Raw genomic sequence first — 15272 nt, forward strand, 5'->3', positions numbered from 1 at the left:
AAACGAATGCTATTATTCTATCTTCTTAAAACAATGTACACACCTCGGCCTGACTCACTTTAATCAAATCTGCCGGAGCCAGCTTCACCTGCAGCCCTCTCACACCTGCACTGACATAAATATAAGGAAAGTCCGTGCAAGTGTGGTGGATATACGTCGGAAAATGTTTCTTCATCCCGATGGGAGAACATCCTCCCCGAATGTATCCGGTCAACGGAAGCAACTCTTTTACCGGAATCAAGTCACACTTCTTGTTACCAGAAACCTTGGCCGCCAGCTTCAGGTCAATCTCGTGTTCTCCCGGAACCACGCAGACAAAATAACCCGACTTGTCTCCATGCAGGACCAACGTCTTGAATACTTGTTCAATATTCTCTCCCAATGTGGCAGCCACATGTACGCAACTCAAGTCGTTTTCATCCACCTCATAGGGAACCAGTTCGTATTTCACCTTATCCCGATCCAGCAGGCGGGCTGCATTGGTTTTTGCAATCTTATCTTTTGCCATTTTTTATCGCTCCTTTCAGTTCTTCTTTTAAAAATCCTGATGTATATCCTTTTCCCGAAGCAGCCACTTCTTCCGGAGTTCCGCAGACCAGCAACTGGCCTCCTCCTTTTCCGCCTTCGGGCCCCATATCAATAATATAATCTGCCATCTTGATGACATCCAGGTTGTGTTCTATCACGATGACGGTGTTTCCCTTGTCTACCAAACGGTTCAATACGTTCATCAATACCCGGATATCCTCAAAGTGCAATCCGGTGGTCGGCTCGTCCAGAATATATACGGTCTTACCCGTATCTCTCTTCGACAACTCCGTAGCCAGTTTCACGCGCTGGCTTTCGCCTCCCGACAAAGTGGTGGAAGGCTGTCCCAACTTGATATAGCCAAGTCCTACTTCCTGCAGCACCTTGATTTTATTCAGAATCTGCGGTACATTCTCAAAGAATTCCACCGCACGGTTGATGGTCATATCCAGCACATCGGCGATGGATTTTCCCTTGTAACGCACTTCCAATGTTTCACGATTGTAACGCTTGCCATGACACACCTCACACGGTACCAGCACATCCGGCAGGAAATTCATTTCGATGGTCTTGTACCCGTTTCCACCACAAGCCTCACAGCGTCCGCCCGACACATTGAACGAGAAACGTCCGGCCTTATAACCTCGGATTTTTGCTTCCGGAAGACCAACAAACAAGTTACGGATATCGGAAAACACGCCCGTATACGTCGCCGGATTGGAACGAGGCGTACGGCCCAGCGGAGACTGGTCTACATTCACTACCTTATCAATGTACTCCAACCCTTCCACACTGTCATACGGCAAGGGGTCTTGCAACGAACGGTAGAAATGCTGGGAGAGAATCGGCTGCAACGTATCGTTGACCAACGTAGACTTTCCACTACCAGAAACGCCCGTCACGCAAATCAGCTTGCCCAACGGAAACTCCACATCATCGCCTTTCAGGTTGTTGCCCCGGGCTCCCCGCAGAATCAAAGAATGTCCGTTGCCTTTCCGCCGTTCTGCAGGCACCTCGATACACATCTTCCCGTTCAGGTATTGCGAAGTCAGGGTATTGGTTTTCAACATTTCCGCCGGGGTACCGGAAAAGACGACCTCTCCTCCCAACCGACCGGCTTTCGGACCCATGTCTACGATGTAATCGGCTGCCAGCATCATATCCTTGTCATGCTCCACCACAATCACGGTATTACCCAAGTCACGCAACTCTTTCAAAGAATTGATCAACCGGATATTGTCGCGCTGATGCAGTCCGATACTGGGTTCGTCCAGGATGTACAGCACATTCACCAGCTGGGACCCAATCTGAGTAGCCAGACGGATACGCTGGCTTTCTCCTCCCGACAAGGTCACGGACGAACGGTTCAAAGACAAATAGTCCAAACCCACATCCAGCAAAAACTTCAGGCGGGTACGTATTTCTTTCAGAATTTCCGTGGCAATCAGCCGTTGCTTTTCTTCCAGGAAATCCTCTACATGGCACACCCAGTCATACAGCTCACTGATGTCCATGGTGGCCAGTTCATAAATATTCTTGTCATGAATACGGAAATGCAAGGCTTCCTTGTTCAGACGTGCCCCTTTACATTCCGGACACACATCTGTCTTGGCAAACTGTTCCGCCCATTTCTGTGCGGTAGCCGAAGCTTCCTTTTCCTGCATCATCTGGATATACTTCACGATGCCTTCATACACCACAAAATAATCGGAAGTGGTATGAATCAGCGAACTCTTGATTTTCAGCCGCTCGTCACACCCATACAGAATTTCATTGATGGCATCCTGCGGCAATTCGCTCACCGGCGTCTTCAGGGTCGCTTCATAACGTTCCAGCAAAGCTTCCAACTGCCAGAATATCATCACGTTCTTGTATTTTCCCAAAGGGGCCACCGCTCCTTCATACACGGACAACGAACGATCGGGAATCACCTTGTCTTCATCAATCAGATTGACATAACCCAATCCTTTGCAACGCGGACAAGCTCCTTGCGGTGAGTTGAAAGAGAAATTATGCGGAGCAGGTTCCTTGTAGGAAAGTCCCGTCACCGGACACATCAAACGCTTGCTGTAATGGCGTACACTCTCCGTCTGCGCATCCAGAATCATCAGAAGGCCATCTCCCTGTTGCATGGCCGTCGACACGCTCTGCTTCAGCCGGCTGTCTTCTTTGTCGGCCACCACCATTTTGTCAATCACCACCTCAATGTCGTGGTTCTTATAGCGGTCCAGCTTCATGCCGTGTACAATCTCCTTGATTTCCCCGTCCACCCGGACATACAGATACCCTTTCTTGCGCACCTGCTCGAACAGTTCTTTGTAATGTCCTTTACGTGTCCGCACCAAAGGAGCTAAGATAAAGATACGTTTGCCCTTATAGTCCCGGTGTATCAAATCCAAAATCTGCTCTTCGGTGTATTTCACCATTTTCTCACCCGACAGATACGAATAAGCCGTACCTGCCCGCGCAAACAACAGACGCAGGTAATCATATATTTCGGTGGTCGTTCCTACCGTAGAACGAGGATTCTTGTTGGTGGTTTTCTGCTCGATGGAAATCACCGGACTCAGTCCCGTAATCTTGTCCACATCCGGACGTTCCATTCCTCCTAAGAAATTACGGGCATACGCTGAAAAGGTCTCAATGTAACGCCGCTGCCCCTCCACGAACAGTGTATCGAAAGCTAAGGAAGACTTCCCACTTCCGCTCAATCCGGTAATCACCGTCAGGCTGTCACGGGGTATTTCCACATCTATATTTTTCAGGTTGTGCACCCGGGCTCCTTGTACACAAATAGTTTCAGTTCCTTCAGTCATATTGTCCTTCAATGATATCTTTGCAAAGATAGAGATATTTACTTTTCCATTTTCATCCTACAATGCAATTTTTTTTGTACTTTTGTCCCTCAACAAATTAGATAAATGACCATGAGATTCTTTCAGATAGTTTGTCTTTCACTGGCTTTGACATTGGGAAATGCCGGAAAACTTCTTCATGCACAAAACGGAAACAATTATTTTCTACATACTGTAAGTAAAGGTCAGAGCCTTTACTCCATTGCCAACATGTACCATGTCACCGTGGATGATATTGTCCGCCTGAACCCGGGCAGTGACAAACAAATCCGGGCGGGAGAAGCCTTGAAAATACCCCAAACAAGCAATGCTTCCTCTGCCGAGAACGGAAGGTTTCACACCATACAGGCTGGCGAAACGCTGTACCAGCTGACCGTGAAATACAATGTCAGCGCGCAAGCCATTTGCGATGCCAATCCCGGACTGAGTGCCAGCAATTTCCGTATTGGTCAAGTGATTTCCATTCCTACAGGAAGCCCTGAATCACCTGTTTCCAAACCGAAAGAGACTCAACCGACTGCCACTCCGGCCACTTCGCAGAAAGACTGGAAAGAAATGCATAAGGTGGAACGCAAAGAGACCATCTTCAGCATCTGTCAGGAATACAACATCACACAGGAAGACCTTTTAGCATTGAACCCGGAACTGAAAGACGGGAAACTGCGAAAAGGCATGTTCCTTTTTATTCCTTATCCTAAAAATAGTCAGTCGCACAAGTCTGAGACTCCGGCAACCACCCCGACTCCTTCCAATGAGGAACTTTTCAATCAAAGCAAAATAGCCCAAAAGAATTTCAAATCGATTCAAGCAGCTGTTTTGCTCCCGTTTACCTCCACCAACAACGATGAACAAAGCCGTATGGTGGAATATTACGAAGGTTTTCTGATTGCTGTGGACAGCCTGAAACGGCAAGGGGTATCGGTAAACCTGTATACCTACAATACGGAAGGTAGTTCAAATACGCTTTCCAATATCCTGAACAAACCGGAAATGAAGAACATGGACATCATTTTCGGACCTGCCCACACGTCTCAAGTCGGCGCTTTGGCGGAGTTTGCCAAACGCAACAAGATACGGCTGGTGGTTCCCTTTGCCCCGAAAGTGGACCAAGTGTTCAACAATCCGATGATTTATCAAATCAATACGCCTCAGTCTTATTTTTATTCTGAAGTTTACGACCATTTTCTGCGCAAATTCAAACAAACGAATGTCATTTTTGTCGATGTAGCCAATGGCGACAAAGAGAAACAGGGATTTATCAACGGACTGAAAGATGAACTGAAAGACAACCACATTAAATTCAAACAAATACAATTGGGGGCGGATATGGTTCCCGGCAAAGTGATTGCAGCGATGGATACGCTTCGGGAAAATATTTTCATCCCGACATCAGGCCGCAGCAGTGCCCTCACAAAGATACTTCCACAGCTCAGCAACGTATTGCGGTCGCATCCGCATTTCAACATGCATTTGTTCGGTTATCCCGAATGGCAGACCTATACACAGGAACATCTGGCCAGCTTCTATGAACTGGATACCTATTTCTATTCTTCTTTCTATACCAACAATCTTTTCCCGGAAGCCGTACGTTTCACACAGAGTTTCCGCCGCTGGTATAGCAAAGACATGGCCAACACTTTCCCCAAATATGGTATGTTAGGATTTGATACGGGATATTTCTTCCTGAAAGGCTTGTCACAACAAGGAAATAAACTGGAAGAAAACCTGAACCGGGTAAATGTCACTCCTATCCAGACCGGCTTTAAATTTGAGAGAGTCAACAACTGGGGAGGATTCATTAACCAGAAAGTCTTTTTTGTACACCTCACCAAAGACTACGAACTGATTAAACTTGATTTTGAATAAGATGAGAACATACCGGCAAATCCTATTTATCAGCTGCCTGCTCTGCCTGATTCCACAATTTGTCCATGCCCAATTACAAGACGAACGGCATAATCTGGCTATCGGAATCAACGGAGGAGTCAACCTGAATTCTGTCAGCTTTACTCCCAATATCAAGCAGACCAACTTCATCGCTCCGGAGTTCGGCCTTACCGCCCGCTATATCTCCGAAAAATATTTCAAAATGATTTGCGGCATACAGGTTGAAGTGAACTACTCACAACGAGGCTGGAAAGAAGTCATCGAAGACGGAAGCAACAACACCTACCACCGAGCCATGAATTACGTGGAAGTGCCGCTGTTAGCTCATCTTGCCTTTGGAAAAGACCAAGGAAACGGAGCTCGGTTCATCTTGAACTTAGGTCCGCAAGTCGGTTTTCTGATAGGAGAAAAAGAATTCTACAGTGACCCATCCACTTGGGATACCTCCAACCGTCCGCAAGGAACCGATGCACAATACGGAAAATTTGCCGACAAGAAATTCGATTATGGTATTGTAGGCGGCGGAGGTGTGGAAATACGTACCGGTATCGGCCATTTCCTGCTCGAAGCCCGCTACTACTTCGGACTGAGCGATTTTTATAACAACAGTAAAAAAGATTATTTCTCCCGCTCCGCCCACTCGTATATCGGCGGACGACTTACCTATTTATTTGACTTGAAAAAATAATCCGTATGATCAAACTGATATCTTGGAACGTGAATGGGCTACGTGCCTGCTGCGACAAAGGTTTCCGTGAAGTATTCAACCAGCTTGATGCCGATTTTTTCTGCCTGCAGGAAACAAAAATGCAGGAAGGACAACTTGACCTCTCTTTTGAAGGCTATACCTCCTACTGGAACTATGCCGAAAAAAAAGGATATTCAGGCACGGCTATTTTTACCCGTCACCAGCCCCTGCAAGTGACTTATGGACTTGGTATGGAAGACCACGACCATGAAGGGCGTGTCATCACCCTGGAAATGGAGAAATTCTTCCTGGTGACGGTTTATACCCCCAATTCGCAGGACGGCCTGAAACGTCTGGACTACCGCATGACCTGGGACGACGATTTCCGGGCCTACCTGAAGAAACTTGACCAGACCAAGCCAGTACTGGTGTGCGGTGACCTGAATGTGGCTCATAAAGAAATCGACTTGAAGAACCCCAAAACCAACCGGATGAATGCAGGTTTCACGGACCAGGAACGAGAGAAATTCCAACAGCTGCTGGATGCCGGATTCATCGACACCTTCCGCTTCTTCTACCCCGAACAGACAAACATCTATTCGTGGTGGTCTTACCGCTTCAAGGCGCGTGAAAAGAATGCAGGGTGGCGTATCGACTATTTCCTGGCCTCAGCCAGCCTTTCCGACAAGCTGAAAGGGGCAAAGATACATACTGAAATCTATGGTTCAGACCATTGTCCGGTGGAAGTAACGCTCGATATTTAAATACATAGAAATGAAGAACGAAGGATTTACTTTGCGAAAGCGGTTGCGAAGCTTCAAGTTTGCCGGCAATGGCATCCGTCTGCTCATTGCCCACGAACACAATGCGTGGATTCATTGCTTCGCTGCCGTTTGCGTCACGATAGCCGGATGCTGGCTGGGACTCTCGACAACCGAATGGATTGCCGTGGTTTTTGCCATCGCCATGGTACTGGCGGCAGAAGCGGTCAACTCTTCCATTGAAGCTCTGGCCGACCTGGTTTCTCCCGACTACAACGAAGCCATCAAACGCACCAAAGACCTGGCAGCCGGAGCCGTTTTGATTCTGGCCATCGGGGCGGCCATTGTCGGACTCATTATCTTCGTACCTAAAATTCTCGCTTTGTGATGAAACAGCTTATACTATTCCTGACTGCTCTCTGCCTCGCGGTATCCCTTCCGGCGCAAGAACTGGAAGTCAGCGGACCGCGAAAGGCAGTCCGTACATCCGGCGACGTCGGTGCCGTATTGCTTCCTGTAGCCGGCCTGACAGCCATCCTCCTTCAAAAGGACTGGCAAGGTCTGAAACAAGGAGCCTTGGCCGGAATCACGACCTTGGGAGTAACTTACGCACTGAAGTATGCGGTCAAAAAGGAACGTCCCGACCACAGTGACAACCATTCGTTCCCTTCCATGCATACATCTGTTTCTTTTGCCGCTGCTTCCTTCATTCAGCGACGCTACGGATGGAAATGGGGATTACCGGCCTACGTAGTATCTACCTACGTGGGATGGAGTCGCGTGTACGGAAAAAAGCACGACTGGTGGGATGTGGCTGCAGGGGCAGTTATCGGTGCAGGAAGCTCCTACATCTTTACCCGACCGTTTGCGCAAAAGCATGATCTGACCCTCAGCCCGGTAGCAGGCGATGGCTACTGCGGACTGCATGCCTCACTGAAATTCTAAAAATATTCCATCTTCTGAAAAATCCAGAAGAAAATACTTTGCTTATATAATGCATAAAGGCCATCTCAAATTTATTTGAGACAGCCTTTTCTATGTTTGTTCTTTCTGATGTCAATCGATTAATTGAAATAGTACAAGAAAGTAGCAATACCTTCCAGAGCCTTCTTCTTCTGGTCCTTGATTTCAATTGAGAATTTGATTTCTGCCTTTGCCACTCCGCGCAGATTAACCAAAGAATACAGATTAGCCACCAGGCGTACACTCTGACCGGCCAATACAGCCTGTCCGAACTTCATTTTGTCCATTCCATAGTTGACCATCATCTTCAGGTTATTCACCTCAATGATCTGATTCCACAAATGAGGAAGCAATGACAACGTCAGATAACCATGTACAATGGTACTCTTATAAGGGCTCTCCACTTTAGCACGCTCAGTGTCTACGTGAATCCACTGATGGTCCAATGTGGCATCCGCAAACTGATTAATGCGCTCCTGTGGAATTTCCAGCCAGTCGGATACTCCAATCTGCTGACCTACCAACTTTTCAAACTCTTCGTAAGAGTTAATAATTACTTTTCCCATACTTATCTTTGTTCTTTAAATTGCATAAAATATAGGCAAAGATAAGTATATTTTCTTATTTCATCTGCTTTCTTACCAAAATAAACTATACTATAACTCACGATAAATAGACTATTTCTCTGATTTATCCCCCAAAAGGCAGAACACAGCCTGGCATCAATACCTTACCAAACGCTTGGGGGAACCGTGCCACGAACATCCCAGACAGAATACTTCTTCCAGATTAAAGCCTTCCAGTGATTCGTCTTCCTTTTTAGGCACCACTTCTCCTTCCGAAGTCACATACACCAGTCTGCGCTCTCCTGCCTCATTTTTTACATACATCGCCGCAATCTTACACTGCGGACATACCATTTTTTTCATATCTTTTCTTTCCATTAGTTTGTTGCAAAGATAAGGATTTCCAATCAAACCATTTGAGGTATGACTTACAATACACTCATCCTGCAACCAAGTTGTTATTATCATCTACCGTGTACAACATCGGACAAAAGCCCTTAACTTCGCAGCCGATAACAAAAAAACAAAAAACTTATGTCACATGTTCATTCACACGCCCACGAACATCATCACGTCATAGAATCCGTGAGCACCACACTGATTGTCTGTATCCTGCTGAACCTGCTGTTTGTCATCGTAGAAGCAGGCATCGGATTTGCCTATCATTCACTGGGACTGCTTTCCGATGCCGGACACAACCTGAGTGACGTCTTCAGCCTGCTGCTTTCTCTCTTTGCCATCCGCATGGCTACCCGAAAGGGAAACAGCCATTTCACCTACGGATACAAAAAAAGTACCGTACTCGTCTCACTGGCCAATGCCGTGATCCTGCTGATTGCCGTAGGCGGCATTCTGATTGAAAGTATCTACAAACTGAAAAATGCAGCTCCCATCTCCGGTGAAGCAATTTCCTGGACAGCGGGAGTAGGAATCGTCATCAATGGGGCTACCGCCCTTCTGCTGATGAAAGGACAAAAGAACGACCTGAATATCAAGGGAGCCTTCCTGCACATGGCCATGGACACCTTAGTTTCTGTAGGCGTCGTCCTGTCGGGTATCCTCATCAGTTTCACACAATGTTACATCATCGATGCCTTTATCGGCATGGCCATCGCCCTTATCATATTGGTTTCTACCTGGAAACTGCTGAAAGAAAGTCTTTATTTAAGTCTGGATGCCGTTCCGGAACAGATTCAACTGGAAAAGCTGGAAACAGCCCTCAGCCAGACTCCCGGCATAGAAAGCTGGCATCATCTGCATGTTTGGGCTGTCAGCACTACTGAAAACGCAGCAACCCTTCATGTAGTCCTCCGCAACCTGTCTGACATGGAAACGACCAAACACCAACTGAAGCATCTGCTTGCCACTTATGGAATCTCCCATTCTACCATTGAATTTGAAACATCCGACTCGCCTTGCTGTGACACCGCCGAAGGATGTTACAAACAAGAAATCCAATAAACAAAAATGCGCCGAACAGGATATTTCCTCTCGGCGCATTTTTATTTCTTTGAAAGAATTATTTCAACTTTACAAATAATTCCCCGTCCACTTCACTGGTTTCAATTTTATCTTCTCTCAGCAACCAACCCAGTCCAAGAAACAAATCCTTGTCAGCCTTCAATTTAGCAGCTTTTTTCAGTTGTTTCTGAGTTTTGCCTTCTGTTTCATTCAGTGCCTCCCAGATTTGTCCGGCAATGACACCCGCTTTTTCTTTTAACATAATCTTTTTGCTTTTATAATTAAACATCTAACATTGACGTTTCCTATTTGCCAGCAAATTTAACAAAAAACAAAATAATTGTATAAAGAAAAACAAGAAACTTTCATTTTAATATTGAGAAAACGACTTCTTATTACAATTTTCCTTCATTTTCCAAGAAATCGCCCCAAATTTTCGCTGCCGTTTCCACCATGTGAGCACATGGACGCTTGGCATAATACTGCGGAGTACGGGCTTCGGGAGTAGAAACAATCGGTTCTTTCTTGGAAAGTCCCAACAAATCCGCACAACGAAGCGACCCACATTCTTCCTTAAACTTTCCGGCCAGTTCCTGTACCAATTTGTAATTGGCCGCTTTCCCTTCCCGGTCGGCTCCGTCCTTAGCACATCGCTCCAGACCTGCCAACATAAACATACCGCACGCTGCCCCACAGGTTTCACGCATACGACCGATACCCCCTCCAAAGGAAGCGGCCATGTGCATTGCCTGGTCAAATGTAAATCCATACAAATCGGCATAGGCACCGACTACCGACTGTGAACAGTTATATCCTTCTTTAAACAGGCTGACCGCCTTTGCTATACGTTCTTCTTTTGTCATACTTCATTTCTTTTATTTAGATACCACATTGACCGGACGACCTTCCATGAAAGCTTTCAGGTTGTTGACTGCCAGGTTCATCAAACGCACACGCGCCTCACTCGTAGCCCAGGCCTGATGAGGGGTGATGTAACAATTACGTGCCTTCAGCAACGGATTATCAGCACGGGGCGGTTCGGAAGAAAGCACATCCAAACCAGCTGCCGCAATCTTGCCACCGTTCAAGGCATCAGCTAAATCCTGCTCGTTGACTAACCCGCCGCGGCCTGTATTGATCAGAATGGCAGTCGGCTTCATCAATCCTAACTTGCGGGCATCCACCAGCTCACGGGTATTTTCCGCCAACGGGCAATGCAGGCTCACGATATCACATTTACGGAACAGTTCGTCCAGTGAAGGGCATTTATGCACATCCGAAGGAAGTTCCATCGCCGACTTGCTGGTATAGGCATATACCTCCAGTCCGAAACTGACCGCAATACGGGCCGTAGCACTTCCAGTGTGTCCAAAACCGATGATTCCCATTTTCTTTCCATCGAGTTCGTGCAACGGCGTGTCCCAAAAACAGAAATCAGCCTGTCCGTTCCACTTTCCGTTCCGTACTTCCTCGGCATAATGTCCCGTACGCTGTACGATGTTCAAAATATGGGCAAAAGCCATCTGTGCCACGGATTTCGTGCTATACGCCGGAATATTGGTCACTACTATTCCCCGACGGGAAGCTGCTTCGATGTCCACAATATTATAGCCTGTAGCCAATACGCCGATATATTTCAAGTCGGGCAGTTTTTCAATTGTAGCGGCATCCAATACGACCTTATTGGTAAACAACACCTCTGCCCCAGCCGCACGTTTCAACACTTCTTTGGGGGCTGTCCGTTCATATACAGTCAGTTCACCCAACGCTTTCAAATCCTCCCAAGACAAATCTCCCGGGTTCAATGTATATCCGTCTAATACGACAATCTTCATTTTTTATTCTCCTTAATTATTATATGTTATTCTTTAAAACGTTCACCCCACAGTCCAACCATACGGTCCTTCATTTTCTGCTCCGACGGATTTTCCTGGGCATGCCACAGGCGCTGTGTCCGGATTTCTTCCGGCAGAAAATCCTGTTTCACGAAGTTCCCTTTATATGCATGCGCATATTTGTAATCTTTTCCGTATCCCAGCTGTTTCATCAGCTTGGTAGGAGCATTGCGCAAATGCAGCGGAACCGGCAGATTACCAGTATCACGCACCAGTTGCAATGCCGAATTGATACCTTCATATGCCGAATTGCTCTTCGGACTGGTAGCCAGATACACCGTCGCCTCCGCCAGAGGAATCCGCCCCTCGGGCCAACCGATTTTCATCACCGCGTCGAAAGCCGCATTGGCCAGCAGCAGTGCGTTGGGATTAGCCAGACCGATATCTTCCGAAGCCGAAATCACCAGCCGTCGGGCTATGAAGGCAGGATCTTCGCCTCCTTCCACCATCCGGGCCAGCCAGTACAAAGCACCATCCGGATCACTGCCTCGGATAGATTTGATAAAGGCGGATATAATGTCATAATGCATTTCACCTTCCTTATCATATGCCAGCGGATTCTGTTGCAGGTTGGCCACCACTTTCTCGTCTGTAATGACCACCGGATCCTCTGCGTCCGATTCAATCACCAGTTCCAGGATGTTCAACAGTTTACGGGCATCTCCTCCCGAATAACGGAGCATGGCATCCGTTTCCTTCAGTTCCACCTTCCGTTCCTTCAACACCGCATCTTTTTCCAAAGCATGGTGTACCAGTTCCAGCAAATCGTCCTTTTCCAACGGTTTCAGCACATAGAGCTGGCAACGCGACAGCAACGGCCGGATTACCTCGAACGAAGGATTTTCAGTGGTGGCTCCTATCAAGGTCACCGTCCCCGTTTCTACGGCTCCCAACAGTGAATCCTGCTGCGATTTGCTGAACCGGTGGATTTCGTCAATAAACAAAATAGGACTCTGCTGCGAGAAGAAGTGGTTGGCCTTGGCCTTTTCAATCACCTCACGCACCTCCTTCACTCCCGAAGTGACCGCACTCAGTGTATAAAAAGGTACTTCCAGCCGGTTGGCGATAATCTGCGCCAGCGTCGTTTTTCCCACTCCCGGAGGTCCCCACAAAATAAACGAAGAAATCCGTCCCGATTCAATCATTCTTCGCAACACGGCTCCTTCGCCTACCAGGTGTTTCTGACCAATATATTCATCCAGCGTCTTCGGACGCATCCTTTCAGCCAATGGTTGTGACATACACTATCAATTTAAATACCGTTTCAAAGATAGTGAAAGCTGAGCGCAGAGGCAAAAAGAAAACGTAGTTTTCTAATTTTGACGATACCGAGGCGCATCCTAAGCGCTCGTAAAGATAGTCAAACTTTCTTTTAAAGTGATACAGCAATCCCCTACCACACCTTGAAAAAAGAAGTGAAGAAATAAAAATGAAACAGAAATGTAAAGACAAAAAAAAGGCGCTTTTCACAAAGGGCCTTTTTAAGTTTTCAATAGGTATTAGTTTTTTTTCTTAAGGTAAAAAGATTGTTTTCAGGATAACGGCACAAAGATGCGGCGTTTTTTTCAGGTAACCAAATAAAAAAATATGTCATAAAACACATTCTGCGTTTTTTTTCATTTTCTTTCGTTTGCCATTATTAACAACATACATCCGTGTGCTCTTACAAAGATAAGCAAAATTAAGTAAAACGCATCCATTTGCAGAAATATTTTCCGCATTTATTCACACGGTGATTATTTTTACTAATTTTGCAACCATATAAAGAAAACATAAAACGTTTCCGTATGACAGAGATAAATACGACTGAAAATTCAGAAAAGAAGAGTCTGAATTTCATTGAACAAATTGTAGAGAAAGACTTACAGGAAGGTAAAAACGGCGGAAGAATACAGACCCGTTTCCCGCCTGAACCCAACGGATACCTGCACATCGGACATGCAAAGGCCATCTGTCTGGACTTTGGAATCGCCCAGCGCTATGGCGGTGTCTGTAACCTGCGTTTTGATGATACAAACCCCACCAAAGAAGACGTGGAATACGTAGAAGCCATCAAGGAAGACATCCAGTGGCTGGGATTCCAGTGGGGACACGAATATTATGCTTCTGACTATTTCCAGCAGCTTTGGGACTTTGCCATCCGTCTGATTAAAGAAGGAAAGGCATATGTAGACGAGCAGACTTCAGAAGAAATCGCTGCCCAGAAGGGTACACCGACCCAACCTGGAACGGAAAGCCCTTACCGCAACCGTCCGATTGAAGAAAGTCTGGAACTGTTCCAGAAAATGAATGCCGGAGAAATTGAGGAAGGAAAGATGGTGTTGCGTGCCAAAATCGATATGGCCAACCCGAACATGCATTTCCGCGACCCGATTATCTATCGTGTCGTAAAAACGCCTCACCACCGTACAGGTGACAAATGGAAAGCTTATCCGATGTATGACTTCGCACACGGACAGAGCGACTATTTCGAAGGAGTAACCCACTCACTGTGTACACTGGAATTCGTGGTACACCGCCCGCTGTACGACTTGTTCGTCGACTGGGTAAAAGAAGGCAAAGACCTGAACGACAACCGTCCGCACCAGTATGAGTTCAACAAGCTGAACCTGAGCTACACGCTGATGAGTAAGCGTAACCTGCTGACCCTGGTCAAGGAAGGTTTGGTAGACGGATGGGATGACCCCCGAATGCCGACCATCTGCGCATTCCGTCGCCGTGGATATTCACCGGAGTCTATCCACAAGTTCATCGACAAGATTGGTTATACCACTTATGATGCCCTGAACGACTTCGCCTTGCTGGAAAGTGCCGTACGTGAAGACCTGAACGCCCGCTCTACGCGTGTGTCTGCCGTACTGAATCCGGTAAAACTGATTCTGACCAACTATCCGGAAGGAAAAGTGGAAGAAATGGAAGCCATCAACAATCCGGAAGACTTGAGCACCGGCACACACACCATCGAATTCAGCCGTGAACTTTGGATGGAACGTGAAGACTTCATGGAAAATGCACCGAAGAAATACTTCCGTATGACTCCGGGACAGGAAGTCCGCCTGAAAAACGCTTACATCGTGAAATGTACAGGCTGCAAGAAAGACGAAAACGGAAACGTGGTAGAGGTATATGCAGAATACGACCCGAACACGAAGAGCGGCATGCCGGAAGCCAACCGCAAGGTGAAAGGTACCCTCCACTGGGTAAGCTGCAACCACTGCCTGAAAGCAGAAGTACGTTTGTACGACCGCTTGTGGAAGGTAGAAAATCCGCGTGACGAAATGGCGGCTATCCGCGAAGCCAAAGGATGCTCTGCACTGGAAGCCATGAAGGAAATGATCAATCCGGATTCTTTGAAAGTATTGCCGGAATGCTACGTGGAAAAATACCTGGCCGATGCCAAACCGCTCGACTACCTGCAGTTCCAGCGTATCGGCTACTTCACCGTAGACAAAGAGTCTACTCCAGAGCATCTGATTTTCAACCGCACGGTTTCTCTGAAAGATACTTGGAGTAAAATTAACAAATAAGAATCCCTTTCAGGATACAGAAAAAGTTGATTTTTTGGAAGATTTCTGACGATTTTTCGGGATATCGCCCCCTCTCAAAAAACGCCCTTGTGTTTAGACTAAAACGCAAGGGCGTTTTATTTCAAACGTAAGTGCGTTTAA

The 15272-nt window shown here is 46.8% G+C and carries 15 protein-coding genes; 7 read left to right on the forward strand and 8 right to left on the reverse strand.

Annotated elements, in window-relative coordinates; all coding sequences use genetic code 11:
• Positions 1-25: 25 nt before the first annotated feature.
• Positions 26-508 (reverse strand): Cys-tRNA(Pro) deacylase, encoded by a 483-nt coding sequence (gene ybaK, locus H6A28_RS03505; RefSeq protein WP_204475841.1) that lies wholly within the window; start codon positions 506-508, stop codon positions 26-28.
• Positions 495-3344 carry an excinuclease ABC subunit UvrA gene (uvrA, locus tag H6A28_RS03510; protein WP_204478868.1) on the reverse strand — a complete coding sequence of 950 codons (2850 nt, stop codon included), beginning with the start codon at positions 3342-3344 and terminating at the stop codon, positions 495-497. The genes ybaK and uvrA overlap by 14 nt, the downstream gene beginning before the upstream one ends.
• A 111-nt stretch (positions 3345-3455) precedes the next feature.
• Between uvrA and H6A28_RS03515 the strand changes: the two genes are divergently transcribed.
• Genes H6A28_RS03515 through H6A28_RS03535 form a run of 5 tightly spaced genes read left to right on the forward strand, consistent with a single transcriptional unit; the run spans position 3456 to position 7664 of the window.
• The gene (locus H6A28_RS03515; RefSeq protein ID WP_204475839.1) at positions 3456-5249 is read left to right on the forward strand and encodes a LysM peptidoglycan-binding domain-containing protein; all 1794 of its coding nucleotides are present in this window, start codon (positions 3456-3458) and stop codon (positions 5247-5249) included.
• Between the two features lies 1 nt (position 5250).
• Positions 5251-5958, forward strand: a complete 708-nt coding sequence (locus H6A28_RS03520; RefSeq protein WP_204475838.1) for a porin family protein — start codon at positions 5251-5253, stop codon at positions 5956-5958.
• A 5-nt stretch (positions 5959-5963) separates the two neighbouring features.
• Positions 5964-6722, forward strand: a complete 759-nt coding sequence (locus H6A28_RS03525) for an exodeoxyribonuclease III (protein WP_204478869.1) — start codon at positions 5964-5966, stop codon at positions 6720-6722.
• Positions 6723-6732: 10 nt separating this feature from the next.
• Positions 6733-7107 carry a diacylglycerol kinase family protein gene (locus tag H6A28_RS03530; RefSeq protein WP_204475836.1) on the forward strand — a complete coding sequence of 125 codons (375 nt, stop codon included), beginning with the start codon at positions 6733-6735 and terminating at the stop codon, positions 7105-7107.
• Positions 7107-7664, forward strand: a complete 558-nt coding sequence (locus H6A28_RS03535) for a phosphatase PAP2 family protein (protein ID WP_204478871.1) — start codon at positions 7107-7109, stop codon at positions 7662-7664. Before H6A28_RS03530 ends, H6A28_RS03535 begins: the two co-directional genes overlap by 1 nt.
• Before the next feature lie 119 nt (positions 7665-7783).
• Here H6A28_RS03535 and H6A28_RS03540 read toward each other — a convergent pair whose 3' ends face one another.
• Together H6A28_RS03540 and H6A28_RS03545 are read right to left on the reverse strand one after the other, a co-directional pair.
• A complete protein-coding gene (locus H6A28_RS03540) occupies positions 7784-8248 on the reverse strand; it encodes a MaoC family dehydratase (RefSeq protein WP_204475834.1) in 465 nt (154 codons plus the stop codon).
• A gap of 156 nt (positions 8249-8404) precedes the next feature.
• Positions 8405-8611: a hypothetical protein gene (locus H6A28_RS03545; RefSeq protein ID WP_204475833.1), complete on the reverse strand. Its 207-nt coding sequence runs from the start codon at positions 8609-8611 to the stop codon at positions 8405-8407.
• 171 nt (positions 8612-8782) lie between these two features.
• Between H6A28_RS03545 and H6A28_RS03550 the strand changes: the two genes are divergently transcribed.
• The gene (locus tag H6A28_RS03550; protein ID WP_204475832.1) at positions 8783-9709 is read left to right on the forward strand and encodes a cation diffusion facilitator family transporter; all 927 of its coding nucleotides are present in this window, start codon (positions 8783-8785) and stop codon (positions 9707-9709) included.
• Positions 9710-9767: 58 nt separating this feature from the next.
• Here the strand turns inward: H6A28_RS03550 and H6A28_RS03555 are convergent, their stop codons facing one another.
• From H6A28_RS03555 to H6A28_RS03570, 4 genes are all read right to left on the reverse strand, one after another.
• Positions 9768-9971, reverse strand: coding sequence for a winged helix-turn-helix domain-containing protein (locus H6A28_RS03555; protein ID WP_022352777.1), 204 nt, complete (start codon positions 9969-9971; stop codon positions 9768-9770).
• 133 nt (positions 9972-10104) lie between these two features.
• Positions 10105-10572, reverse strand: coding sequence for a C-GCAxxG-C-C family protein (locus tag H6A28_RS03560; protein ID WP_204475831.1), 468 nt, complete (start codon positions 10570-10572; stop codon positions 10105-10107).
• A 12-nt stretch (positions 10573-10584) separates the two neighbouring features.
• Entirely contained in the window at positions 10585-11544 is a 960-nt protein-coding gene (locus H6A28_RS03565) for a D-2-hydroxyacid dehydrogenase (protein WP_204475830.1), read from the reverse strand.
• A 26-nt stretch (positions 11545-11570) separates the two neighbouring features.
• The gene (locus tag H6A28_RS03570; protein WP_204475829.1) at positions 11571-12845 is read right to left on the reverse strand and encodes a replication-associated recombination protein A; all 1275 of its coding nucleotides are present in this window, start codon (positions 12843-12845) and stop codon (positions 11571-11573) included.
• Positions 12846-13391: 546 nt separating this feature from the next.
• On the opposite strand from H6A28_RS03570, the gene H6A28_RS03575 reads away from it, so the two are divergent.
• Positions 13392-15131 (forward strand): glutamine--tRNA ligase/YqeY domain fusion protein, encoded by a 1740-nt coding sequence (locus H6A28_RS03575; RefSeq protein ID WP_204475828.1) that lies wholly within the window; start codon positions 13392-13394, stop codon positions 15129-15131.
• Positions 15132-15272 lie beyond the last annotated feature (141 nt).

It is taken from the genome of Bacteroides mediterraneensis, assembly GCF_016900355.1.
Taxonomy (GTDB): domain Bacteria; phylum Bacteroidota; class Bacteroidia; order Bacteroidales; family Bacteroidaceae; genus Phocaeicola.

Excerpts from the sequence above, each read along its gene's own strand:
- H6A28_RS03540 (WP_204475834.1), bottom strand. The coding sequence starts at position 8,248 with ATGGGAAAAGTAATTATTAACTCTTACGAAGAGTTTGAAAAGTTGGTA.
- ybaK (WP_204475841.1), bottom strand. The coding sequence starts at position 508 with ATGGCAAAAGATAAGATTGCAAAAACCAATGCAGCCCGCCTGCTGGAT.
- uvrA (WP_204478868.1), bottom strand. The coding sequence starts at position 3,344 with ATGACTGAAGGAACTGAAACTATTTGTGTACAAGGAGCCCGGGTGCAC.
- H6A28_RS03535 (WP_204478871.1), top strand. The coding sequence starts at position 7,107 with ATGAAACAGCTTATACTATTCCTGACTGCTCTCTGCCTCGCGGTATCC.
- H6A28_RS03525 (WP_204478869.1), top strand. The coding sequence starts at position 5,964 with ATGATCAAACTGATATCTTGGAACGTGAATGGGCTACGTGCCTGCTGC.
- H6A28_RS03550 (WP_204475832.1), top strand. The coding sequence starts at position 8,783 with ATGTCACATGTTCATTCACACGCCCACGAACATCATCACGTCATAGAA.
- H6A28_RS03545 (WP_204475833.1), bottom strand. The coding sequence starts at position 8,611 with ATGAAAAAAATGGTATGTCCGCAGTGTAAGATTGCGGCGATGTATGTA.
- H6A28_RS03565 (WP_204475830.1), bottom strand. The coding sequence starts at position 11,544 with ATGAAGATTGTCGTATTAGACGGATATACATTGAACCCGGGAGATTTG.
- H6A28_RS03555 (WP_022352777.1), bottom strand. The coding sequence starts at position 9,971 with ATGTTAAAAGAAAAAGCGGGTGTCATTGCCGGACAAATCTGGGAGGCA.
- H6A28_RS03515 (WP_204475839.1), top strand. The coding sequence starts at position 3,456 with ATGAGATTCTTTCAGATAGTTTGTCTTTCACTGGCTTTGACATTGGGA.
- H6A28_RS03560 (WP_204475831.1), bottom strand. The coding sequence starts at position 10,572 with ATGACAAAAGAAGAACGTATAGCAAAGGCGGTCAGCCTGTTTAAAGAA.
- H6A28_RS03570 (WP_204475829.1), bottom strand. The coding sequence starts at position 12,845 with ATGTCACAACCATTGGCTGAAAGGATGCGTCCGAAGACGCTGGATGAA.
- H6A28_RS03520 (WP_204475838.1), top strand. The coding sequence starts at position 5,251 with ATGAGAACATACCGGCAAATCCTATTTATCAGCTGCCTGCTCTGCCTG.
- H6A28_RS03575 (WP_204475828.1), top strand. The coding sequence starts at position 13,392 with ATGACAGAGATAAATACGACTGAAAATTCAGAAAAGAAGAGTCTGAAT.
- H6A28_RS03530 (WP_204475836.1), top strand. The coding sequence starts at position 6,733 with ATGAAGAACGAAGGATTTACTTTGCGAAAGCGGTTGCGAAGCTTCAAG.